This window comes from Arthrobacter humicola (assembly GCF_039531445.1).
GTDB lineage: Bacteria > Actinomycetota > Actinomycetes > Actinomycetales > Micrococcaceae > Arthrobacter > Arthrobacter humicola.
This window is the reverse complement of record NZ_BAAAQB010000008.1, coordinates 57,680-81,173: the sequence shown is the minus strand read 5'-3', so window position 1 is coordinate 81,173 and position 23,494 is coordinate 57,680. Positions and strand designations below refer to the sequence as shown.

The window sequence follows — 23,494 nt, the reverse complement described above, 5'->3', positions numbered from 1 at the left end:
CGTCAGGTTGAGTTATGCCACTGTGTTTTGCGGCTGCGTTATGCGACAGCGTTATGCATCTGCGTTATGCGTCGAGCGCACTCATGACGTGCTTGATGCGGGTGTAGTCCTCGACGCCGTACATGGACAGGTCCTTGCCGTAGCCGGACTGCTTGAAGCCGCCGTGCGGCATTTCGGCGGTGAGGAGGATGTGGGTGTTGATCCAGACGGCGCCGAAATCGAGGTCGCGGCTCAGGCGCATGGCCGTGCCGTGGTTCGAGGTCCAGACGCTGGAGGCCAGGGCGTAGTCGACGTCGTTCGCCAGTTCCACGGCCTCGTCCTCGGTGCTGAACTTCTGCACCGTGATGACGGGACCAAAGGCTTCCTTCTGCACGATGTCGTCGCTCTGCTTGGCGCCGGTGACGATGGTGGGCTCGAAGAAGAAGCCCTTGTCCCCCGCCTGATGGCCGCCGGTCTCGATTTTGCAGTTTTCCGGCAGGGACTCCACCAGGGCCTTGACCGTGTTGAAGTGGTTGACGTTGTTCAGCGGGCCGAAGTAGTTGTCTTCGTCGTTCTGCGAGCCGGTGCGCAGGGTCTTGGTGTGTTCCACGAGGGCTGCCACGAGGTCGTCGTAGGCGGAGTCCTGGACCAGGACGCGGGCGATGGCGGTGCAGTCCTGGCCGGCGTTGAAGAAGGCGAACTCGGCGATGGCGGCGGCGCTCTTCTTGATGTCGGCGTCGGCGAAAACGACCGCAGGGGCCTTCCCGCCGAGTTCCAGGTGGGCCCGCTTAAGTCCCTTGGCGGCGCCCGACGCGACGGCGATGCCGGCGCGGACGGAGCCGGTGATGGAGACCAGGCCGGGGACCTTGTGCTCCACCATCAGGGCGCCGGTCTCGCCGGTGCCCAAGACCACGTTCAGCACGCCGGCCGGGAAGATCTCGCCGGCAAGCCGGGCCAGGACCAGGGTGGATTCCGGGGTGGTGTCCGAGGGCTTGAGAACCACGGTGTTGCCGGCGGCCAGGGCGGGGCCGATCTTCCAGATGCCCATGAGGAACGGGTAGTTCCACGGGGCGACCTGGGCCACGACGCCGATCGGTTCCCGCCGCACGTAGGAGGTGTGGCCTTCGAAGTACTCGCCGGCGGACTTGCCTTCCATGATGCGGGCCGCACCGGCGAAGAAGCGCAGCTGGTCGGCACCGGCGGCGACTTCCTCCGAGGCGATCAGGGAGCGGACCTGGCCGGTGTTGCGGTGCTGGGCCTCAACGATTTCGTCGCTGTTAGCCTCGACGGCATCCGCGAGCTTGAGCAGCATAAGCTGGCGCTGCCCGGGCGTGGTGTGCTTCCAGGTCTTGAAGGCGTTCTTGGCAGCCGTCATGGCGGCGTCGACGTCGGCCTGCACCGAGATCGGCGACTGTGCCACGACGTCTCCGTTGGTGGGGTTCACGATGGGCATCATCCCTGTGCCGGCGGGGGTGACAAACTCGCCGTTGATGAAGTTCTGCAAGGTTTGAACCACGGTGTACAACCTCTTTCTTACTGCCAATGACGGATGTGGGGCTGGTCACGAGCCTATGCCAGCGGGGCAAGCCAGGGAATAGGCACCTGCACACCATCCCCGCAATGCTTTAGTGCGCTTGACCAGCACCCGGCTATCCTGAATCCATGGCCATTTCACTCGCCGCACTACTGGGTGTGCCGTCCCTCAAACTCACCAAGGCCGGCCTCGCCGAAACCACCTGGCACCAGGACATTCTCTGGGTGGCCGTCACCGAACAGGAGGACCCGCAGCGGTTCCTCAACGGCGGCGAACTGATCCTGACCACGGGCATGCGGCTCAAGAGCGCCGCGGAGCAGCGCCGCTTCGTGCGCCAGGTCCAGCGGGCCGGGGCCGTCGGGATCGGCTTCGGGGTCGGCCTGACGCACGACGCCGTGCCGCCGGCCCTGATCGCCGAGGCCAACCGCTGGGGGCTGCCGGTGGTGGAAGTACCGTACGAGACCCCCTTCATTGCCATCGGCAAGATCGTGGCCGACGCCCAGTCGGCGGACCACCTGGTCAAGCTCGAGCGGCTCATTGCCGGGCACCAGATCCTGGCCCGGGCCTTGCTGACCGGCGGCGGGCTCGCCGAACTCCTGAAACATCTGGGGTCGATGCTGCGCACCGAGATCGTCCTGACCCAGTTCACGGCGCAGCTGTACAACAGCGTGCCCGGCCACCCCGCCCCCACGGCCGAGGGCTGGGCGTCGTACCCCATCCCGACCGGCCGCCGCGATGCCTGCACACTGTGGGTGAAGCAGCCGTTCGAGGACTCGGGCATTGTGGGCTACGCCCAGAACCTGATCAGCGTCGAACTCAATAACATGGTCAAGCAGCGCCAGGCCCAGCGGGCGCTGGCCGGCCAGGTCCTCGAAGACGTCATCCACGGGACGTTGGAGACCTCCGAAGCCACCCGGCGCCTCGCCGGCGTCGGCATCAACAGCACCCGCAAGAACGTGGTCCTACTCGCCGAATCGGCGGCCCACAACAAGCAGCTCGGAAGTTCATCCCTGCCCCAGCCGCTCGAAGCGGCGGTCAGCGCCGTTGTCGGGAAGGACCTCGTGGTGGTGATGCCCGACGACGGCAGCGGCGCCAGCGCGCTGGCCCGCCGCCTCAGCGACCACCTCGCGGAGGCCGGGATCCACGCCACGATCGGCATCGGCGGTGCCTACACCAAGCCGAACGGCCTGCGGTGGAGCTATTTTGAAGCCCGCGATGCGGCCACCCACGGCCTGCCGGTCAACGAGCCCGAGCGGCTGAGCCTGACCTCGCTGCTGCTGGCCAGTGAGGACGTTCCACTGGCGGACATGGCCAACGAGTCGCTGAACCCCCTGCGGGCCTTCGACGCAGCACACGGCGCCGAGCTCATGACCACCCTGGAAAGCTACCTCAACAACAACGGCTCGGTGGCGGCCGTCGCCGAGGAACTCACCCTGCACCGCAACACGGTCCGCTACCGGCTGGCGCAGATCACCGAGCTCACCGGCTACGACCCCGCCCAGACACCGGACCGGGTGCAGCTCTGGCTCGCCCTGGCGGTCCAGCGGCTCAGTGCCCGGCACCCGCGCTGACCCTCCCCGTCCGCCCCAGCCCATCCCCCAAGCAACGCGGGGGTTGTCTCTTACGGAGATATTCGCCACTAAAAGCTGACGATCAAACATCAAACGTCTAACCTTTAGTAATGGCTAGCAGCACGGCGGTCTCCGCTCTCCCCCAAACAGCTCCACCCGGCACCCGGCACCCGCGCGGCGTGATCGTGGCCGGCGTCGTGGCGCTCGTACTGATCGGCCTGAACCTCCGCGCCGGCATCACCGGCTCCGCGGCACTGTTCCACGACCTGCAGGCCGTCCTGGGGTACGGCCCGCTGATCGCGGCCCTGCTCCCTTCGATCCCCACCCTGTGTTTCGCGGTAGCCGGGGCGGCCACCTCCTGGCTCACCCGGCAGCTGGGGCTGGAAAAGGCCATCCTGCTTTCCCTCGTGATGCTGGCCGCGGGACTGTTGCTCCGGGGCCTCCCGTCCACCGGAATGCTGCTCGCCGGGACCGTGGCGGGAATGTCCGGGCTGGCCGTCTGCAATGTGGCGATGCCCGCCTTCATCAGAGTGCATTTCGCGGACCGCACGTCGCTCATGACCGCCCTGTATACCTTGACCATGACCACCGGCGCCACTGTCACCGCCGTGCTGATCGTGCCGGTGGCGCAGGCCCTTGGCTCGCCATCCGCGGGCGTCGGGTCCATCGGAATCCTGGCCCTGTGCGCCTGCCTCGGCTTCCTCCCGATCGCGGTGCACGCCCACCGCAACGCGTCCCCTGTCAAAGCCGCCCGGATTTCCCCGTGGCCTCTGCTGCGGACCCGCACCGGCGCGCTGATCACCCTCGGCTTCACGGTGCAGGCGCTCCTGGCCTATGCCGTCCTCAGCTGGTTCCCGTACATGCTGGCCACGACCGGGCTCTCCGCGTCCGACAGCGGGCTGATGTTCGGGCTCATGCAGCTCGTCTCCGTCCCTGCCGGCATGGTGCTGGTCGCCATCGGCTCGCGCCCCCGGATGCTGCGGACCTCGTTCTACCTGGCCACGGTGACAATGGCGTTCGGCGTCCTGGCCATGCTGGTCCTTCCCGCTTCCTGGGCTCCCCTGACCGCGGTGCTGCTGGGCTTCGGGCTCGGGATCTTCCCGCTGGTCATGGTGATGATCAGCCGCAGCGGCCGCACCACGGCCGAGACCACCGCGCTGTCCACCGTGGCCCAGTCCGCCGGGTACCTGCTGGCGACTCTCGGACCGTTCGGCATGGGCCTGCTGCACAGTGCCACCAACTCCTGGACTCTGCCGTTGGCGCTCCTGCTGGCAGTGGCCCTGGGCCAGATCGTTGTGGGCCACCTGCTGACGGGCCGGCCCACAGAGCAACGGCCGGCGAAACTCCCGCCTGCTGCCCCGCACACCGCTTCGCACCCGTTGGAAGGAATCCGGCGATGACACTCACTTCTTCGCACCGGCCTCCGTTGGCGGAGGAAATCACTGCCAAGCTGCGGGCGCTGATCCACTCGGGCGAGTGGCCGCTGCAGCAGCGCATTCCGGCCGAACCGGAACTGATGGCCGCGTTCGGCGTCTCCCGCGGCACCCTGCGCGAGGCCATCAAGGCGCTCGCCCACAGCGGCATGCTTGAAGTCCGCCGCGGGGACGGCACTTACGTGCGCGCCACCAGTGAGATCGCGGGGGCCACGCAGCGGATGTATGCGGACCACTCCCAGGGGCACATCCTGGAGGTCCGCGTCGGGCTGGACACCCAGGCCGCCCGGCTTGCCGCACGCCACGCCACGGCCGACGACGTCGCCGCCCTGCGCGCATTTCTCGACAAACGCCGCGCAGCCTGGCTGGCCAAAGATTATCCGGCGTGGGCCCGCGCCGATTGGGACTTCCATGTGCGGGTGGCCCAGGCCTCCGCCAACCCGCTCCTGCACGAGCTATATGTCAGTTTCGGTGTCGTCTTCCATAATGATCTGCTCCGGCAGCAGCGGCGGGTCGGTTTCAATGGACTGCCGCATGAGGGCCACGACGAACTGGTGGACGCTATTGCCGCACGTGATGAGGCGGCAGCCGTCGAGAGCGTCACCCGGAACCTGAACTCCTGCGCGGAGTGGCTGCAGGAATAGTTCCCGAGGGTTTTCCGAAGGTTCCGGGACAATGCTCTGTCTCAGCCTGTGCCCCCGCGCCCAGCAGCGGGGGCCCGGCAGGCCAAGGGCCTCCGGGCAGGAACTTCCGTTCCCCCCGGGGGCCTTTGTGCTGCTCCGAGTGCATCGCCGCCCACGCCGGGCCGTCCCGTCATGTCGTGTTCAGGTGCAGCTCAATAGGGTCTTAGTGCCGTAGACCCTGCCCTGGCCAGGGTCAACACTGAAAGTTGCAGGACGCTGCGCGAGCGTTCACGCGATTGGTGCACGTGCTCTTCCGCACACTACCCGGACTACTGTGCCGGACTCACCGGATCTCGCAGTGCGGCACCTTGATTCGCCCCAGCAAGGACTCGGCGAGGAGGTCGATGGTGGGCAAGAAGAAGAAAAAGAAGAGCGCCGGCGAAAAATCGGGGCAGGACGAGCAAACCACAACAAAAATGCGCCGCAAGGAATATGAGGCGGAGATGGCCGTCCTGCAAGGCGAGTTGGTGGCCCTGCAGGAGTGGGTGAAGTCCACCGGCGCCAAGATCTGCATCGTGTTTGAGGGCCGCGATACGGCCGGCAAGGGCGGCACCATCAAACGTATCGTCGAGCGGGTGAGCCCCCGGGTGTTCCGGGTGGTGGCGCTCCCCACCCCGACAGAGCGGGAAAAGTCCCAGATGTACCTGCAGCGGTATATGTCGCACTTTCCCGCGGCCGGCGAGGTGGTCATCTTCGACCGCAGCTGGTACAACCGGGCGGGCGTGGAGCGTGTGATGGGCTTTTGCACCCCGGAGCAGACCGAGAGGTTCCTGAACATGACCCCGCTGGTGGAAAAGGCGATGGTCGACTCCGGAATGATCCTGCTCAAGTACTGGCTCGAGGTCAGTGCGGACGAGCAGACCCGGCGGCTTGAGAGCCGCATGGACGATCCCCGCAAGACATGGAAGCTGTCCCCCATGGATATGTTGTCCTACAGCCGCTGGTACGACTACTCCCGGGCCAGGGACGCCATGTTCGAGGCAACAGACACCGCCTGGGCACCGTGGTACGTCGTGAATAACGAGGTCAAGAAGCGCGGGCGGCTCAACATCATCAGCCACCTGCTCAGCCAGGTGCCCTATGAGCCGTTCCCCGGGCTCGACGTCGAGCTCCCGAAGCGTCAGAAGGCCGGCGACTACCGGGAGCCGACCCTGGCGGTGCGGCACATCCCGACCCCGTTCTGAGCAGCGCCCCGGCGATGAGGAGAAAGTCATGAATGACAATTCCGGAGCCGCAGCGGGCTTGGCCCCCGCCGAGGCGGAGGCGACGTGGTACGCGCTGGCGCCCGCGGACGTTGCAGCCGAGCTGCGGGTGGACCCGGCCCGCGGCCTGAGCACAGCCGAGGCGCAGGAGAGGCTGGAGGAGTACGGACCGAACGCCCTGGCCGCCGCGAAGCCGGAGCCGGTGTGGAAACGGTTCTTCAAGCACTACCGGGACTACATGCAAATTGTGCTGGTGGTCGCCGCGCTGGTCAGCCTGCTGATCGCGGAATACGGAACAGCAATTGGGCTCGCCCTGCTGACGTTGTTCAACGCCTGGCTGGGATACCACCAGGAAGGCAAAGCCGAGGAAGCGGCCGCCTCCCTTGGCCAGATGATGAAGGCGATGGCCAAGGTGCGCCGCGACGGTGATGTTGTGGAGCTCCCCGCCGAGGAGATCGTGCCCGGGGACATCGTGGTGGTCGATGCCGGGGACCGCGTCCCCGCCGACGGCCGGATCATCCTGGCGGCGACCTTGCAGATCGAGGAAGGCGCCCTGACCGGCGAGAGCGTCGCAGTCGAGAAGGACACGGGGGCCATCACCCGGCACGATGTCGGCATCGGTGACCGCCTCAACATGGCGTTCATGAACACGAACGTGACCCGGGGCCACGGCGAGATCCTCGTTACCACCACGGGGATGGGCTCAGAGGTTGGCCACATCGCCAACATGCTGTCCGGGCAGAAAGTGGAAAAGACCCCCCTCACCAAGCAGGTGGACCGGCTCACCATCTTCATCATCATCGCGGCCCTCTTCGCCTTCGTCGCAATCGTCATCATGGGCCTGGCCGCGGGCGAATCCTTTGCGGTGCTCTTTGGGATCGGCGTGGCGCTGGCCGTCGGCTCGATCCCGGATGCGCTGCCCGCAGTCGTCACGACGATCCTGTCTGTCGGTTCGGTCAACATGGCCAAGAAGAACGCCATCATGAAGGTCCTGCCCGCGGTTGAGACGCTGGGCTCGACGTCGGCGATCAATTCGGACAAGACGGGCACCCTGACCCTGAACCAGATGACGGTGCGGGAGATCACCACAGTGCAGCACCACTACACCGTGAGTGGCGAGGGCTACAGCTTCGACGGCCAGGTCCAGCGGACCACCGGCGACGCCGAACGGAACCTCGACTACGTGATGTTCTCGTGCGCCCTGTGCAACGATTCCGACATCAATGACGGCGAGGTTGTCGGGGATCCCACCGAGGCGGCGCTGTACGTGCTCGCGCAGAAGGGCGGCGTGGACGTCAGGGAGTTCCGCCGCAACAACCCGCGCGTCGCGTCGGTCCCCTTCGACTCCGACTACAAGTTCATGGCCACCTTCCACCGGATGACCGGCGCCGACGGCAGGGCCGTGATCCGGGCCTACGTGAAGGGGGCACCCGATGTCCTGCTCAACAGGTCATCGTTCGCGCGGATGCCCGGCGAGCGGTCCGAGTCCCTCACCGAGGAGATGCGCGGGAAAGTGCTCGCCGAGAACGAGCGCATCGCGAGCCAGGGCCGTCGGGTGCTCGCCCTGGCGCAGCGGGAGTTCGATCCGGCGGCGTTCGACCCCTCGGGCGACCTCATGGCGCTCATGCAGGATCTGGAGATTACGGCGCTGATCGGCGAGGTCGACCCGCCGCGCGCCGAGGCGGTGGCCGCCATCGCCAAGGCCAAGCACGCCGGCATCCGGGTCCGGATGATCACCGGCGACCACGCCATCACGGCGGCGGCGATCGCCGATGAACTCGGCATCAGGGGCCGTGCGGTGACAGGTGCCGAGTTCGCCGCTATGAGTGATGCGGAGGCCGACAACCAGGTGGACGGGATCGGCGTGATCGCCCGGGTAGCTCCCGAACACAAAGTCCGGCTGGTCGAGGTGCTCAAGCGCAAGGGCCACGTCGTTGCCATGACCGGCGACGGCGTCAACGATGCCCCGGCGATCGCGGCGGCCGACATCGGGATCGCGATGGGCATCACGGGCACCGACGTCGCCAAGGGCGCGGCCAAGATGATCCTGGCCGACGACAATTTTGCCACCATCGTGGCGGCGGTCGAAGAGGGCCGGCTGGTGTACGACAACCTGCAGAAGTTCATCCGGATCCAGGTCGCCAACCTGTTTATGTTTATTCTGGCGTTCATCGGATCCTCCGCCTTCGCGATTGCCGGTACAGCGCTGCTCAGCCCGGCCCAGGTGTTGTGGATCCACATGGCCATCGTCGCCCCGATTGGCGCGGTGATGGGACTGGACCTCGCGACGCCGGGCATCATGAACCGCAAGCCGCGGCCCTTCAATCAGCCGATCATCGTCCGGTCGATGATGGTGCGGCTGTTCGTCGTCGGGCTGTTCATGGCGGCCGCGACGCTGATCCTCGTGCAGATCGGCAAGATCTCCTACGGCTCGCTCGAGATCGGCCAGAGCATGGCCATTGTGGGTCTTGGGTTGATGAATATCGCCGTCGCCCTCAACCTGCGCTACCCCACGGAGAGTGCCTTCGGGCCGTCCACCATATCCAACCCGAAACTGCTTTGGGCCTTCGCGTGGGCCTTCATCGGATCGATGCTCATTACCCAGATGCGGGTGCTGCAGGACCTGTTCGGCACCGTCCCGCTCACCGGCCAGCAGTGGGTGGCCTGCCTGGTTCCGGCGGCAGTGCTGTTGCTGCTCGGCGAACTCTTCAAACTGGTCCTGCGGGTCAGGCATGCAGGCGCGCACGCCAAGGGCGCGGCCCCGGCCGTTCCTGCGTAGACGGCCGCTTCCTGGGTAGGCGTGCGACTGCTGAGGGCGACTGATACGGCAACTGTTGAGGGCCGGAACGCGACGTTCCGGCCCTCAACGCGTGCGGTGGTCTTGGACGTGCCGCTAGCGGGCGAGGCCCTTGAACACGTTCTTCGGGCGCTGCATTTCGCCGTGCTTGGCGCCGAGGACAATCACCCAGCCGGCGAACACCGGGATGGCCCACTGCAGGATCTTCAGCTGCTGCTGCGCGGAACGGAGTTCCTCCGAGGCTTCCGGCTTCGGCTCGGTGGCACCCTTGGCGCCTTCCGAGGCCAGTTTCTCCACCTTGGCGCCCTGCAGCCCGGCGTACAGCGTCACGGCTGCGCCCGCGAGGGTGACGATGGACTTGTAGACCGTCAGCCGCGTGACGCCGTCCTGCTTGGCCATCCGGCCCTTGTTCTCCCACATGATGGCGAGGCCGGAAAGGAAGTGCGCGCCAAATGCGGCCGCCTGGAACGGGGCCCACTTCTTCCAGCCCAGGCTCGACAGCCGGGTACGTTCCGCGGGGTCCTTGGCTTCCGCCGTGGCACCATTTAGCCCAATGGCGCCCATGAGCGAACCGCCGAACCAGGCGCCTGCCGTGAGGTCGTGAATGGATCGGGCAACAAGATTACCTGCCATGGTGAGCTTCCTATCGTCTGTATTTCGAACCCGGAATCGCGGCGGCCAACCAAGGCCACATCTCGGCTATGGTAAGCATACTTAGCAAAAACTTGATAGTCCCCCTCCTCAGCCCCGGGGCTGATGCCGCCTCCCGTCCTTGTTGCCGGACGAGCATTGGGGATATCGTGTGAGCTATCCCCGGAACCGTTCGTCATGCTCGTCCGGGGGTCGGGTTCTCCGAGGTGAGCCATGAGCTATGTCCCAGTCAGCAGACGCACCATCAGAAGGCACCGCGAATCCGAGCGGTCCACGAGGCGCCTCGTCGTCGTCCTGTGCGCAGCGGCCGCCGCGGCGTGGCTGCTGTCCGTCACGCTTTCCACGGCAGTCCACGTGGACACCTTTGCCCACAACGTCGCCGTCGTGCTGCACGTGCTATCCCTCGTGGTGGCCTTTGGCGCCATCATCCTGGTGGACTGGCACGGCTTCCTGTGGCTCATCGGCCGACGCAAGCTGGCCGAGATCATCCGGCTCGACGGGGCGGCCACACCGCTAATCTGGGGCGGCCTCGCCGGCATGCTGGCCACCGGGGTGTTCCTGAACCCGCACTTGACCAACCCGATGACAGACGTCAAGCTCGCAGCCGTCCTTGCGCTCAGCCTGAACGGGATCATGCTCATCCCGCTCATGCGGCGACTGGCGCGGATGCCCACCGATGCGTCGTTCGCGGACCTGACCGTCGGGCAGCGGATCCACATGATGTTGTGCCTGGTCATCTCGCAGGCCTGCTGGTGGACGGCGATCATCATCGGGTTCATCAACGGGATGTTCTGACAACTATCAGGCGTCCCGGCCGGACAAGGCGACCACGTCACCTTCCTGGTACAGCAGTGCCCGGAGCTCGGATTCGGCGGATTCCAGCCGTCTGGGGTCGATGGTCTCCCCGGAGGAGAAATGGTCCAGCAGCCGGGGGTCCACGTAGCTTTTGCGGGCGATCGACGGCGTGTTGCCCAGGACCTCGGAGGCATCGACCATGGCCCGGCTCACCGCACGTTTGCGGGCGGAGGCCCGTGCCTGAGGACCGCTCCGCGCGAGGCTGACGGCCGCCGCCACAGTTCCCCGCAGGGTACGGAAGTCCTTGGCCGTGAAGTCCTCCCCCGTGCGCTCCTTGACGTACTCGTTGATGTCCGGGCTGGACACCGGGTGCCAGCGGCTGCCGACCTTGTAGGCCAGCAGCCGGGCGTTGCCGCCGCGCCGCTTGAGCTGGCGCACGACGGCGGCGAGGTCGGCGTCGTCGATCCGCGATTCCCACGTCTTGCCGCTCTTGGCGGGGAAACTGAGCCTCAGCTCATCCTTGTGCACGCGGACGTGGGCGCACAGCAGGGTGGCCAGGCCGTGGCTGCCGTTCTCGTTGGTGTACCGCTCGGAGCCCACCCGGAGCGAGCCGCTGTCCAGCATCCGGAACGCGGCTGCCAGCACGCGTTCCCGGGTGAGCCCCTCCGAGCGCAGGTCCATCGTGACCCGGCGGCGTGCCGTCGGGAGGGTTTCGGCGAGCTGGAGGGCGCGGTCGAATTTGAGCCGGTCCTTCTTCTCCCGCCAGCTGGGATGGTAGATGTACTGCCGGCGTCCGACGGCGTCGAGTCCCGTCGCCTGGATGTGCCCGTTGTCGTACGGGGCAATCCAGACGTCGGTCCAGGCCGGCGGAATGCCGATGTGTTCCAGCCGGTCCCGCACCGGGCCGGTCGGAAGCGTGGAGCCGTCCAGGTCCTTGTAGCTGAAACCTGTCCCGGCGGGGACCCGGCGGTATCCGCGGCCGGACGCGTTGCTGTGGCGGAGCCTCATTGGCCGGCCCTGGGCGAAACGTGTTCATCCATGACGGTAAGCCTACTGACTACCCGCTGGGATCTCCCACACATCAGACAACGCGGGGTCACGTCGCACCCATAAATCCCTACGGGATGGGCGAGAAGTGACCCCGCGTTGCTCTGCGCGTTTGTGTCATGCGGGTGGAGGCTAGACCTCGACGGCGGCGCCGCGGGAAATTTCCACCATGTCCTCGCGCGGGACCACCTTGATGCGTTCACGGACGACCTCAACGCCGTGCGATGCGCCGGCCGCCGTCGCCGCGTCGCCGAGGCCACGCTCGTGGGCGTCGAGCGCCAGCCAGCCTTCCCAGGTGGTGTACTCCACGCCGCGGCGCTCCAGGAGTTCGACGACGGCTTCCGGGGCCGGTGCTGCGGCCAGCGGCAGGTTTTCGCGGTCTTCGAGCAGGTAGGTGACGGTTTCCAGCGCGTCGCCCTTGGTGTGGCCGATCAGGCCCACCGGCCCGCGCTTGATCCAGCCTGTCGCGTAAATCCCCGGCACGTGGGTGCCGGCGGCATCCAGGACGCGGCCGCCGTCGTTCGGCACGACGCCCTTGCTGTGGTCGAACTCGACCTCGGGCAGCGCGGAGCCGAAGTAGCCGATGGCGCGGTACACGGCCTGGACCGGGTAGTCGACAAACTCGCCGGTGCCGCGGGCGTTGCCCGTGCCGTCCAGTTCGGTGCGCTCAAACTTGATGCCGGCGATCCGGCCGGGTGCCTCGGCGTCGTCGTAGACCTCCACCGGACTGTGCAGGAAGTGCAGGTGCAGGCGGCGGGACGCCTTGAGCTCGGAGAGGTCCTCCGGCTGTTCGGCGATCCAGTTGGTGAGCGTGCCCACCATGGTCTTGGTCTGGTTGTTGCTCTGGATCTGCCGGTCGGACTCGGCGTCGAACTCAAAGTCCTCGGCGTAGAGGATGATGTCGACGTCCTTGGAGTGCGAGAGCTCGCGCAGCTCCAGCGGGGTGAACTTCACCTGGGCCGGGCCGCGGCGGCCGAAGACGTGCACGTCGGTGACGGGCGAGGCCTTCAGCCCGGCGTAGACGTTATCCGGGATTTCGGAGACCAGGAGGTCGTCGGCGTGCTTGGAGAGCATGCGGGCCACGTCCAGGGCCACGTTGCCGTTGCCGATCACGGCGACTTCCTTGGCCTCGAGCGGCCATTCGCGGGACACGTCCGGGTGGCCGTCGTACCAGGAGACGAAGTCGGCGCCGCCGTACGAGCCCTCGAGCTCGATGCCGGGGATGTTCAGGTCCGCGTCCTTGATGGCGCCGGTGGCGAAGATGACGGCGTCGTAGTGGGTGCGGAGGTCATCGATGGACAGGTCCGTGCCGTAGTCCACGTTGCCGAAGAACCGGATGTCACCGCGGTCCAGGACCTTGTGCAGGGCGTTGACGATTCCCTTGATGCGGGGATGGTCGGGGGCCACGCCGTAGCGGATCAGGCCGTAGGGTGCCGGGTAGCGGTCGAAGAGGTCGATGCTGACGGTGAGTTCGCCGCTCTTGACGGCCTCGCTCTTGGTCAGGATGTCCGCGGCGTAGACGCCGGCGGGGCCGGAGCCGACGACGGCGACGCGCAGCGGGCGGGCGGCGGTTCCTACGGTGGTGCTAGTTGACACGGCTGTGTTCCTTTTTCTTCTGCATCCGTTGCTCCATAGCTGCCCTTTTGAGGCTTGATAACGGCGGTTATGGAGCAATCGACGGGGTTTAGGGGGTCAGTACTCGGGTCTTGACGGTGCGGGCGGTGCGTGGGGTGTTCGGGGTGGTGGTGCTGTAGTCCGCGGTCTTGAAGTGCGACGGCGCGAACGGGCTGACGCGGACGACGTCGCCGATCACGATCACGGCGGGGTTCGCGACGCCGGCCGCCTCGGCCTGGTCCGCGATGGTCCCGAGCGTCCCGATGGTCACCCGCTGGTCGGGCAGGTAGCCATTCTCTACGATGCCAACCGGCGTGCCTGCTGGCAAACCGGCACGGGCAAGGGAATCCGCGGAATCGCGGAGCTGGCCGACGCCCATGAGCAGGATCACGGTGTGGTCGGCGCGGGCCGGGACCTCGGAGAGCTCCTCGTGGCCGGTGACCACGCTGAAGCCCTTGGCCAGCCCGCGGTGCGTGACGGGGATGCCGGCGGCGGCCGGGACGGATATGGCGGAGGTGACGCCCGGGACCACTTCAACGTCCACGCCGTGCTGCCGGCAGAACTCGGCTTCCTCGCCGCCGCGGCCCAGGACGTACGGGTCGCCGCCTTTGAGCCGGACCACGCGGTGGCCCTGCCGGGCCTCGTCAACCAGGATCCGGTTGATTTCGGCCTGCGGGACCGGGTGGTGGCCCGGAGTCTTGCCAACCTCGATCACGCGGACGTCGGGGGCGAGTTCAGCCAGGAGCTCGCGGGGGCCGAGGCGGTCCGCGACCACGACATCGGCCTGGCCCAGGAGCCGGCGGCCGCGGACGGTGATGAGTCCGGTGTCGCCAGGCCCGCCGCCCACGAGGGCCACGGCGCCGTCTGTTGAACCGGCCCGCGCCCGCTGGCGGCGCAGCGGGAGGTCTCCGGTTTCCAGGGCGGTGGCGACGGCGTCGCGCAGGGCCATGGCGCGGCGCGGGTCTCCCCCGGCATTGACGGCGATCTTGACGTCGTCCACGACGGCGACGGCGGGCGTCCAGGCTGCGGAGGATTCGTGGTCGGAGGCATTGACGCACCAGATGCGCTGCGCCTCGGCGTCGGCGGAGACCTGCGCGTCCACGGCGGCGTCACCGGTGGCGGTCTGGACGAACCAGACGCCGTCGACGTCGGCCGAGCGGTACGCCCGGGGCTCCCAGCTCAGGAGGCCGGCGCCGACAAGATCCTGGAGCGGCGCGGAGGCAACGGGGGCCACCACCGTGACGCGGGCTCCGGCGTCGAGCAGTCCCTTGGCGCGCCGCGCGGCTACGGGTCCGCCGCCAACCACCAGCACGGGACGGCCAAGAAGGCGCAGCGCCGTGGGGTAAATGTCCTGAATTGCCATGCATCGACGATAGGGCGGCGTCACATTGCGGAACAACGGTACGGAAACACCAGTTCACGCAAGGTAACGCCGCGTCACATAGTGGCACTCCCCGACGAAGGACGGCGGAGCCCGGTGGAGCCCTATTTCACGGCGATGAGTTCGATCAGCTTGATGTCCGGGTCCTTGGCGAGCAGCGACGGGCCGTGTTCACCGAGGGCGGCCGGAATGGCTCCGTTGAGGTGGGCCTGGCGGTCCTCCTCGGAATCGAAGGTGTCGAAGATGCCGAAGGTGTTCTCGTTGACCCGGAAGGCGTACCAAGTCCGGGTTCCGGGTTCGTTGAGCACGATCTCGCGGCCCCCGTTGAGGAAGTCCCAGACATCCTGTTCCTTCCCCGGCTTGGCTTCGACCAGGGCCAGCACGCCAAATTTTGCTGCCACAGCGACCTCCTAGGATTCAGACTTGGAATCAGTCTTGGAATCAGTCTTGGAATGGGCCGGAACCCGGCCTCTAGGCGTGAGTGTAGGCCTGTGCCCGTGCCCCTGCAAGGAGTCATGGCAAAAGCAACGCGGGGTCACTCGCGGCCCATAATTCCTGGAATATGGGCCGCAAGTGACCCCGCGTTGCTGTGCAAGGGGTGACGTCGAGGCAGGCGTGCTGCCGGGTGCTGCGCCTAGCGGGTGCTGCCGGCGAGGAGGCCCCGGCGGCGGAGCAGCCGCTTTTCGATCGGGGCGAAGACAAGCAGTTCGATCAGGATGCCGACGGCGAGAATCAGCAGGATGGCGGACATCACGATGGTCATGTCGGACAGGACGCGGCCCTGATCCAGCATGGAGCCCAACCCGAAGCCGATGGTGCCGCCGACGGCGATGATTTCCGCCGCCATGAGCGAGCGCCAGGAAAACGCCCAGCCCTGTTTGAGGCCGCTGAGGTATCCGGGAAGGGCGGCGGGCAGGATGATCTGCAGGGCAAGTTGGAGCCGCGACGCACCCAGGACCTTTCCGACGCTGCGGTACTGCGGCGGAATCTGGTCCACGCCGGAGATCAGGCCATTGATGATCGAAGGGATGGCACCCATGAACACCACGAAATACACCGTGGCGTCGGTGAGGCCGAACCAGAGGATGGCCGCGGGCACCCAGGCCACGGACGGCAGCACCTGCAGCCCGGAGATCAGCGGCCCGAATGCGCGCCGCAACGGTGCCACCTGCGCCAGTAGGAGCCCCACCGGCGTCGCGATGACCACGCTGATCAGGAAGCCCACGACGCCGCGCTGCAGCGACGTCCAGACGGCCTCCTGCAGCTTGCCCTCGCTCCACAGGGTTCCAATCTGGCTGATGACGTCCATCGGGCCGGGCACGATGTCCCGACGCTTGAAGCCTAGCGACACATACAGCTGCCAGAGGATGACGAGCACCGCGAGGGCAGCGACCGGCAGCAGAATCCTGCTCCAGTCGATGCGGGCCTTACGGATGGAGTCGGACTGGAGGGAATCCAGGCCCGCTTCGAGCTCGCGCAGGTCTTCCTTGCCGCTGGAGGAGCGGGTCAGGGCCGCGTGCACTTTGCGGGTCTCGGCCGGGGCGTCCGCTATGGCTTCGACTACGGGGAGTTGGTTACTTGGCATGGCGGCGGATCTCCTCGCGTAGCCGGGCGGTGATGACGCCGGTGAGCTGGCCGGCCAGGCCGGCGTCGGTGCGGTGTTCTTCGGTGACGTGCCATTCCTCCACCACACGGCCGGGCCGGGAGGAGAGCAGCAGCACGCGCTGGCCCAGCCGGACGGCCTCGCGGACGTTGTGCGTGACGAAGACGATGGTGCGGCCGGTTTCCTTCCAGATGCGTTCGAGCTCGTCGTGGAGCAGGTCGCGCGTAATCGCATCCAGCGCCGCGAACGGCTCGTCCATGAGCAGCAACTGCCGGTCCTGGGCCAAGGAACGGGCCAGGGCCACGCGCTGGCGCATCCCGCCGGAGAGTTCGTGCGGACGCTTGTCCCCCGCGCCGCCCAGGTGCACCAGGTCCAGCAGCTCTCCGGCGCGGACGCGGCGGTCGGCCTTCCCGACGCCGCGCAGTTTCAGGGCCAGCTCGATGTTTTCCCGGGCCGTCAGCCAGGGAAAAAGCGCCGCGTCCTGGAACATGAAGGCGGCGCCGTCGCTGGGCACCTCCAGGGCGCCCGACGTCGGGGCCTCCAGTCCCGCCATGATGTTGAGCAGGGTGGACTTGCCGCAGCCGGAGGCACCGAGCAGGGCGACGAACTCGCCCTGCGCGATGGTGGCGTTGACGTCGTCCAGCACCGGGGCGCCGTCGCCGAAGCGCTTGCCCAGGTTTTCCAGTACGACTGGCATGGTCAGGTCCTTACTGTTGTGGCGGATTGCTGGAGGCCAAGGAGCTAGTCCTTGCCGAGTCCTTGGGCGGAGATCTTCTTGCCGGCGACGGCGTTGAGGGCGGTGAGGTCGAAGATGCCGTTGATGTCGGCCTGCTTGGTGGTGCCGGCGTCGACACCGTCCTGGAGCAGCTTCTTGTACGTCCCGGCCAGCGGGTCGACCGTGAAGACAATGTTCTTCAGGGACCGGTCGATCACATCCGCCGGCAGCGCCGACCCGGCCGCGGCCTTGAGCGCGGCATTGAGGACCGTGGCCTTCTCGCCCGCCGGAGCCGCGTTGAGCCAGTCCACGGATTCCACATGGCCCTTCAGCAGCGCCTGCACCGTGGCCGGGTGCTCCGCGGCGAACTTCTTGTTCACGATCAGCACCGTGGTGACGAACTCACCTTTGTCCCACAGATCCTTCTCATCGACCAGGACCTTCGCACCGGCCTGCAGCACCAGGCGCGAGGCCCAGGGCTCCGGCAGCCACGCCCCGTCAAGCTTGCCGTCCTGGAACAACTTCAGGGTCTGGGCGTTCTCGGTCGGGTTGATCGCGACATCCCCGCCGCCGTCCGTGGACGTCTTGAACCCCTGCTTGCCCAGCCACGCCCGCAGCGCCACATCCTGGGTCCCGCCTAGCTGCGGAGACGCGAGCGTCTTGCCCCTCAGATCCGCCGCCGAGTTGATCCCGGGCTTCACCACCAGCTGCGCCCCGCCGGACGCGGCACCGGCGATGATGCTGACCGACGCACCGCCGCTCTTGACATAGGAGTTGATCGCCGGGTTCGGGCCGATGTAGGTCGCGTCGATCGCACCGGCGTTCAGGGCCTCGATCGCGGCCGGGCCCGCGTTGAAGACCTGCGTGGTCAGCTTCGTCTGGCCGAGTTCCTTGGCGATGAACCCCTTATTCACCCCGACCAGCGCCGCGGCGTGCGTGATATTGCCGAAATAGCCCAACCGCAGCTCCGCAGCCGGGCTCGCGTCCGCCACGGCCGCCGAGGCGGTTTCCGGGCCGCGGGACAGCGTGGAGGCCACGGCCGCACCGGCGCCGATCAGAAGCACAAGCCCCGCGGCCAGCGCGATCTCAAGAGTCCGCTTGCGTTTGGGTTTACCGGTCTCGCCGGCGACGATCCGGGTGGTGCCGGGCTGCGTGCCGGGCGCGGGTTTTTCGGGGGTGCGTGACATGGGTGAAGTCCTGTTCTGGGGTGAGTGCGGAATTGCCGGGCGTGGTGGTCAGCGCCGGCGACATCGCCCCTGGAGGTTCCTGCGGGGGGAGCCGTGGATCCGTTCCGTTGTCTTCATTCATTCACCATAGGGAGTGTCATAAACGCGGTTCAACGGTCCGGAAACCGGGGGTCACGCGGGTTCATGCGGCGTCATATTCGGCCTCAAAAGACGGCAGCCTGTTTCCGGGCCCGCGGCACATGGCGGCGGGCAGGGAAACAGGCTGCGCCCGTGTAACAGAAGACCTAGATCGAGTAGCGCTCGTCTTCGTGGTCGCCGGGGTGGTCGTTGACCAGGCCGGCGGCAAGGGTGTTGCCGTCGAGCGGGTCAATCACGAGGAACGCCCCGGTGCGGCGGTGGTGCAGGTAGTTCTCCAGGGGAAGCGGAGCGGCGAGCCGAAGCTGCGCGTGCCCGATGTCGTTCAGCTCCAGCGTGGTGGTCGGTTCCAGCTGGAAACTGGCGAGGTCCAGCTTGCCCGTCACGTTCCGGACAAGGGCCTGGACCGTGCGGGTGCCGTGCTTGACCAGCACCTTGGCGCCTTCCCGGAGCGGTTTGGGCGAGAGCCAGCAGAGGGCGGCATACAGGTCTGCCGAGGATTCGCGAACCGTCCCTGCTGCCGCAATCGTGTCACCGCGGGCGACGTCGAACTCATCCGCCAGGCGCAGCGCCACGGACTGCGGGGCAGCCGCCTCGGCGAGCTCGCGGCCGGCGAAGTCGATCCCGGTGACCGTGGTGGTGCGCGGCGCCTGGCCCGGCGTCAGGACGCTGACCTGGTCCCCGAGCTTCACGGAGCCTTCGGTGATCTGGCCGGCGTAGGCACGGTAGTCGCGGTACGCCTCCGGATCCAGGCCGCCGGCGACGGCGTCGGGGGCCAGCGCACCCTGTGGCCGGACCACCAGCTGGACCGGGAAGCGGAAGCTCTCCAGGTGGCTTTCGAGTTCGTCGGCGGCCGGCAGGGTCTCCAGGACTTCCAGCAGGGCGGGCCCGTCGTACCAGGGGGTCCGGTCCGAGGGGTCGACGACGTTGTCGCCGTCGAGCGCGGACACGGGGATGACCAGGAGGTCGGCAACCCCGTCGGAACCAAGCCCGAGTTCGCGGCCGACCTGCTGGACGTCCGCCTCGATCGCGCGGAACACGTCCTCGCTGAACTCCACGAGGTCGATCTTGTTCACGGCCACAATGACATGGGCAACGCGCAGCAGCTGCAGCACGGACAGGTGCCGGCGGGTCTGCTCCAGGACCCCCTTGCGGGCGTCGATGAGCACGACGACGGCGTCCGCCGTGGACGCGCCGGTCACCGTGTTCTTGGTGTACTGCACGTGCCCGGGGCAGTCCGCGAGGATGAAGCTGCGGCGGTCAGTGGCGAAGTAGCGGTAGGCGACGTCGATGGTGATGCCCTGCTCGCGCTCGGCGCGCAGTCCGTCGGTCAGCAGGGCGAGGTCGATCCCGCCAGCCGAACCCCCAAAGCCGCGGTCCGCGGAGGTGCGGGCGACGGCGTCGAGCTGGTCGGCGAGGATCGCCTTGGAGTCGTGCAGGAGCCGGCCCACGAGGGTGGACTTGCCGTCGTCGACGGAGCCAGCGGTGGCGAAACGGAACAGTGTGGTGGGCAGCGCCGCGGACGCCAGGTCCGGGCCCGCGAGGAAAGTTTCCGTGCTCATTAGAAATAGCCGTCCTTCTTGCGGTCTTCCATGGCGGCCTCGGAGATGCGGTCATCGGCCCGGGTGGCGCCACGTTCGGTGATGGTGGAGGCGGCAACTTCAATGACGACGTCGCGCACGGTGGCGGCGGCCGATTCCACGGCGCCGGTGCAGGACATGTCACCGACGGTCCTGTACCGGACTGTCTTGGTGATGACTTCCTCGTGGTTGCGCGGCTGGGAGACCTCGCCGACCGCGCGCCACATGCCGTCGCGGGCGAAGACTTCGCGCTCGTGGGCGTAGTAGAGGCCCGGCAGCTCGATGTTTTCGCGCTCGATGTAGCGCCACACATCCAGTTCGGTCCAGTTGCTGATCGGGAAGGCCCGGACGTGCTGGCCCACGGTGTGCCGGCCGTTGTACAGGTTCCACAGCTCGGGGCGCTGGTTGCGGGGGTCCCACTGGCCGAACTCGTCGCGCAGGCTCAGGATCCGTTCCTTGGCGCGGGCCTTGTCCTCGTCGCGGCGGCCGCCGCCGAAGACGGCGTCGAACTTGTTGCGCTGGATCGCATCCAGCAGCGGGACGGTCTGCAGCGGGTTGCGGGTGCCGTCGGCGCGTTCGGCCAGTTCGCCGGAGTCGATGAACTCCTGGACGGAGCCGACCACGAGCTTGAGGCCCAGACGCTCCACCGTGCGGTCGCGGAACTCGATGACCTCGGGGAAGTTGTGCCCGGTGTCCACATGCAGGACCGGGAAGGGCACCTTGCCGGGCCAGAACGCTTTGGTGGCCAGGTGGAGCATGACCACGGAGTCCTTGCCGCCGGAAAACAGCAGCGCCGGCTTCTCGAACTCGGCGACGACCTCGCGGATGATGTGGATGGCCTCGGACTCGAGGGTGTCGAGGCTGGAGAGGCGGCCGGCTGCGACGCCGATTGCCGCCCCCGCCCCTGCGCCGCGCGGCTGATCTCCGATCAGCCCGGCGCGCGGCTCCGACAGGCCCGATGCCACTCCCCGGGCGGCAATCGGCGTCTCAGCAGCGTCGTTGTCCAGCACAGACAGCTCCAGGTCCTCGTTGGTGATTTGAGTTCTCATACGTGTAGTCCGCATTCTGTCTTGTCGGTTCCTGCCCAGCGGCCGGCGCGGGGGTCGTCGCCGGGCGCTACCTTGCGGGTGCAGGGCTGGCAGCCAATGGACGGGTAGCCCTGTGAAAGCAGCGGGTTGACGGGAAGGAGGTTGTCGTCGGAGTACTGCACCAGCTGGTCGAACGTCCAGGCCGCCACCGGGTTGACCTTGACCAGGCCGTTGGCCTCGTCCCAGGTGATCAGCGGCGTGTTGGTGCGGGTGGGGGCCTCGTCGCGGCGGACTCCGGTGAACCAGAGCTCGTAGCCGGCGAGAGTGCGGCGCAGGGGCGCCACCTTGCGCAGGGCACAGCACTGGGCGGCGTCGCGGGCGAAGAGGTCCTTGCCCAAGAGCCGGTCCTGCTGCTCCACGGTGTTCTCCGGCAGGACGTCCACGACGTTGACGCGGAGGTTGGCTGCCACCTCGTCGCGGGTCGCGTACGTCTCCGGGAAGTGGTAGCCGGTTTCGAGGAAGAGGACGTCGACGCCGGGGAGCTGGTCCGCGACGAGCGCCGGCAGGACGGCGTCGGCCATGGAGCAGGCGACGGCCACTGCGGGCAGCTCGAAATTGCGGGCCACCCAGGCGATGACGTCACGGGCCGGGGCGTCCCAGCCGAGCTCGGCGGCGCCGGCCTCGGCGAGGGCCTTGAGCTCCTCGTGAGTGCGGAGTGCAACGGGGCCATTGGCAGGCGATGCCGCCCCCAGCGGCTGAGCCTTCGTCACTGGAGATCCCCCTCTTCGGCGGCGTGGGCCCATTCGGCGAAGGTCTGGCCCTCGGCACGGTCGGCGACGAACTTCCGGACCACGCGCTCCACATAATCGGGGAGATCCTCAACGTAGACCTTGAGGCCACGGACGGTGCGGCCGAGGCCGGCCTCCTCGCGGCTGTTGGAGGCCAGCCCGCCGCCGAGGTGGACCTGGAAGCCGGGCGTCGGGTCGCCGTCGGGCGTTGGCAGCATCATGCCCTTGAGGCCGATGTCCGCCGTCTGGATCCGGGCGCAGGAGTTGGGGCAGCCGTTGATGTGCAGGGACAGCGCTTGGGGCAGCTGCTTGCTCTCGGCGAGGTCGGCCAGGCGGCGTTCCAGCTCGGCGACGGCGGTGGCGGCCGTGACCTTGGTTTCCACGATGGCGAGCTTGCAGAACTCGATGCCCGTGCAGGCGATGGTGCCGCGGCGGAACACGGACGGCCGGGCGGACAGGCCCAGGGCGTCGAGCTCGGCCACGAGGGGCTCGACCTCGTCCTTGGGCACGTCAAGGACCACGAGCTTCTGGTGCGGGGTGGTGCGCAAACGCTGCGAGCCGCGGGCTTCGAGGGTGTCCGCGAGCTTGACGAGCTGGCTGCCGGAGAGCCGGCCGGCCAGCGGGGTGGCGCCGATGAAGAACTTGCCGTCCTTCTGTTCGTGCACGCCGATGTGGTCGCCGGGTGTGGACGGCTTGGGCGCTGCGGGGCCGTCGGAGAGCTTGAAGCCAAGGTATTCGTCTTCGAGGATCTGCCGGAACTTCTCCGGGCCCCAGTCGGCCATCAGGAACTTCAGGCGCGCCTTGGTGCGCATGCGGCGGTAGCCGTAGTCGCGGAAGATGCTGGTGACGCCGAGCCAGACCTCTGCGGCCTCGTCGGGCTTGACGAACGCGCCGAGCCGCTTGGCCAGCATGGGGTTGGTGGAGAGGGCCCCGCCGACCCAGAGGTCGTAGCCGGCGCCGAGCTCGGGGTGGACCATGCCCACCAGGCCGAAGTCGTTGATTTCGTGGACCACGTCCTGGCTGGGGTGGCCGGTGATGGCGGTCTTGTATTTCCGCGGCAGGTTAGCGAGCTCGGGGTCGCCGATGAAGCGTTCCGCGAGCTCCTGGATCAGCGGCGTGGGGTCGATGATCTCGTCCTTGGCGATCCCCGCAACCGGGGAGCCGAGGATGACGCGGGGGACGTCGCCGCAGGCTTCCGTGGTGGACAGCCCCACGGCCTCGAGCCGGCGCCAGATCTCGGGCACGTCTTCGACCCGGATCCAGTGCAGCTGGATGTTCTGGCGGTCCGTGAGGTCGGCCGAGTCGCGGGCGAAGTCCACGGAGATCTGGCCGATGACGCGCAGCTGCTCGGTGGTGAGCGCACCGCCGTCGATCCGTACGCGGAGCATGAAGTACTTGTCTTCGAGCTCATGCGGCTCAAGCGTGGCGGTCTTGCCGCCGTCGATCCCGGGTTTGCGCTGGGTGTAGAGGCCCCACCAGCGGAAGCGGCCGTGCAGGTCGGTGCCGTCGATGGAATCGAAGCCGTGCTTGGAGTAGACGGACTCGATACGCTCGCGGACGTTGAGGCCGCTGTCTTCCTGTTTCCAGGTCTCGTTGGCGTTCAGCGGCGTGGTGCCGTCCACTTTCCACTGCCCGTGCGGCTTTGCGGCGGGGCGGGAGGGTCGCTTGGTGCGGCCGGCGGCAGCCTCGTCCGTGGACGCTCCGGCTAGAGCTGTATCAGTCATGCATCGACTGTAGGGGTGGCCGTAATGCCGTCACAAAGGGTCAGAAA

General features: G+C 67.5%; 19 protein-coding genes. 6 read left to right on the top strand and 13 right to left on the bottom strand.

Going from position 1 to position 23,494, the window contains the following annotated elements:
* Positions 1-64 precede the first annotated feature (64 nt).
* On the bottom strand, positions 65-1,495 hold the full coding sequence (locus tag ABD243_RS02940) for a gamma-aminobutyraldehyde dehydrogenase (protein WP_344361905.1): 1,431 nt from the start codon (positions 1,493-1,495) through the stop codon (positions 65-67).
* A gap of 146 nt (positions 1,496-1,641) precedes the next feature.
* Between ABD243_RS02940 and ABD243_RS02935 the strand changes: the two genes are divergently transcribed.
* The 5 genes from ABD243_RS02935 (at position 1,642) to ABD243_RS02915 (ending at position 9,181) form a co-directional block, all read left to right on the top strand.
* Positions 1,642-3,084: a PucR family transcriptional regulator gene (locus ABD243_RS02935; RefSeq protein ID WP_116765197.1), complete on the top strand. Its 1,443-nt coding sequence runs from the start codon at positions 1,642-1,644 to the stop codon at positions 3,082-3,084.
* Positions 3,085-3,194: 110 nt separating this feature from the next.
* The gene (locus ABD243_RS02930; RefSeq protein WP_425547114.1) at positions 3,195-4,484 is read left to right on the top strand and encodes an MFS transporter; all 1,290 of its coding nucleotides are present in this window, start codon (positions 3,195-3,197) and stop codon (positions 4,482-4,484) included.
* Positions 4,481-5,161 carry a FadR/GntR family transcriptional regulator gene (locus ABD243_RS02925; RefSeq protein ID WP_344361902.1) on the top strand — a complete coding sequence of 227 codons (681 nt, stop codon included), beginning with the start codon at positions 4,481-4,483 and terminating at the stop codon, positions 5,159-5,161. The genes ABD243_RS02930 and ABD243_RS02925 overlap by 4 nt, the downstream gene beginning before the upstream one ends.
* Before the next feature lie 383 nt (positions 5,162-5,544).
* On the top strand, positions 5,545-6,384 hold the full coding sequence (gene ppk2 / locus ABD243_RS02920) for a polyphosphate kinase 2 (RefSeq protein WP_116765200.1): 840 nt from the start codon (positions 5,545-5,547) through the stop codon (positions 6,382-6,384).
* Between the two features lie 28 nt (positions 6,385-6,412).
* On the top strand, positions 6,413-9,181 hold the full coding sequence (locus tag ABD243_RS02915; protein WP_344361899.1) for a cation-translocating P-type ATPase: 2,769 nt from the start codon (positions 6,413-6,415) through the stop codon (positions 9,179-9,181).
* Between the two features lie 114 nt (positions 9,182-9,295).
* Here the strand turns inward: ABD243_RS02915 and ABD243_RS02910 are convergent, their stop codons facing one another.
* Entirely contained in the window at positions 9,296-9,832 is a 537-nt protein-coding gene (locus tag ABD243_RS02910) for a hypothetical protein (RefSeq protein WP_344361896.1), read from the bottom strand.
* Positions 9,833-10,063: 231 nt separating this feature from the next.
* Here ABD243_RS02910 and ABD243_RS02905 point away from each other — a divergent pair, with 231 nt between their 5' ends.
* Positions 10,064-10,645, top strand: coding sequence for a hypothetical protein (locus ABD243_RS02905; RefSeq protein WP_344361894.1), 582 nt, complete (start codon positions 10,064-10,066; stop codon positions 10,643-10,645).
* A 6-nt stretch (positions 10,646-10,651) separates the two neighbouring features.
* Here the strand turns inward: ABD243_RS02905 and ABD243_RS02900 are convergent, their stop codons facing one another.
* The 11 genes from ABD243_RS02900 to ABD243_RS02850 all read right to left on the bottom strand — a co-directional run bounded on the left by ABD243_RS02900 (position 10,652) and on the right by ABD243_RS02850 (position 23,447).
* Complete coding sequence (locus ABD243_RS02900) at positions 10,652-11,653, bottom strand: DNA topoisomerase IB (protein ID WP_344361891.1); 1,002 nt, start codon at positions 11,651-11,653, stop codon at positions 10,652-10,654.
* A 171-nt stretch (positions 11,654-11,824) separates the two neighbouring features.
* A complete protein-coding gene (locus ABD243_RS02895; RefSeq protein ID WP_344361889.1) occupies positions 11,825-13,288 on the bottom strand; it encodes an FAD-dependent oxidoreductase in 1,464 nt (487 codons plus the stop codon).
* Between the two features lie 88 nt (positions 13,289-13,376).
* A complete protein-coding gene (cobA, locus tag ABD243_RS02890) occupies positions 13,377-14,669 on the bottom strand; it encodes a uroporphyrinogen-III C-methyltransferase (protein ID WP_344361886.1) in 1,293 nt (430 codons plus the stop codon).
* 122 nt (positions 14,670-14,791) lie between these two features.
* Positions 14,792-15,088, bottom strand: a complete 297-nt coding sequence (locus ABD243_RS02885) for a putative quinol monooxygenase (RefSeq protein ID WP_116765206.1) — start codon at positions 15,086-15,088, stop codon at positions 14,792-14,794.
* A 233-nt stretch (positions 15,089-15,321) separates the two neighbouring features.
* Entirely contained in the window at positions 15,322-16,272 is a 951-nt protein-coding gene (locus ABD243_RS02880) for an ABC transporter permease (RefSeq protein ID WP_344361883.1), read from the bottom strand.
* Positions 16,262-16,987, bottom strand: a complete 726-nt coding sequence (locus tag ABD243_RS02875) for an ABC transporter ATP-binding protein (RefSeq protein ID WP_091251276.1) — start codon at positions 16,985-16,987, stop codon at positions 16,262-16,264. Before ABD243_RS02875 ends, ABD243_RS02880 begins: the two co-directional genes overlap by 11 nt.
* Positions 16,988-17,031: 44 nt before the next feature.
* On the bottom strand, positions 17,032-18,192 hold the full coding sequence (locus ABD243_RS02870) for an ABC transporter substrate-binding protein (RefSeq protein WP_344361879.1): 1,161 nt from the start codon (positions 18,190-18,192) through the stop codon (positions 17,032-17,034).
* 284 nt (positions 18,193-18,476) lie between these two features.
* The gene (locus tag ABD243_RS02865) at positions 18,477-19,889 is read right to left on the bottom strand and encodes a sulfate adenylyltransferase subunit 1 (RefSeq protein WP_344361877.1); all 1,413 of its coding nucleotides are present in this window, start codon (positions 19,887-19,889) and stop codon (positions 18,477-18,479) included.
* On the bottom strand, positions 19,889-20,956 hold the full coding sequence (cysD, locus tag ABD243_RS02860; RefSeq protein WP_344361874.1) for a sulfate adenylyltransferase subunit CysD: 1,068 nt from the start codon (positions 20,954-20,956) through the stop codon (positions 19,889-19,891). The genes ABD243_RS02865 and cysD overlap by 1 nt, the downstream gene beginning before the upstream one ends.
* Positions 20,953-21,738: a phosphoadenylyl-sulfate reductase gene (locus ABD243_RS02855; protein ID WP_425547112.1), complete on the bottom strand. Its 786-nt coding sequence runs from the start codon at positions 21,736-21,738 to the stop codon at positions 20,953-20,955. The genes cysD and ABD243_RS02855 overlap by 4 nt, the downstream gene beginning before the upstream one ends.
* Positions 21,702-23,447 carry a nitrite/sulfite reductase gene (locus tag ABD243_RS02850; RefSeq protein ID WP_344361871.1) on the bottom strand — a complete coding sequence of 582 codons (1,746 nt, stop codon included), beginning with the start codon at positions 23,445-23,447 and terminating at the stop codon, positions 21,702-21,704. Before ABD243_RS02850 ends, ABD243_RS02855 begins: the two co-directional genes overlap by 37 nt.
* Positions 23,448-23,494 lie beyond the last annotated feature (47 nt).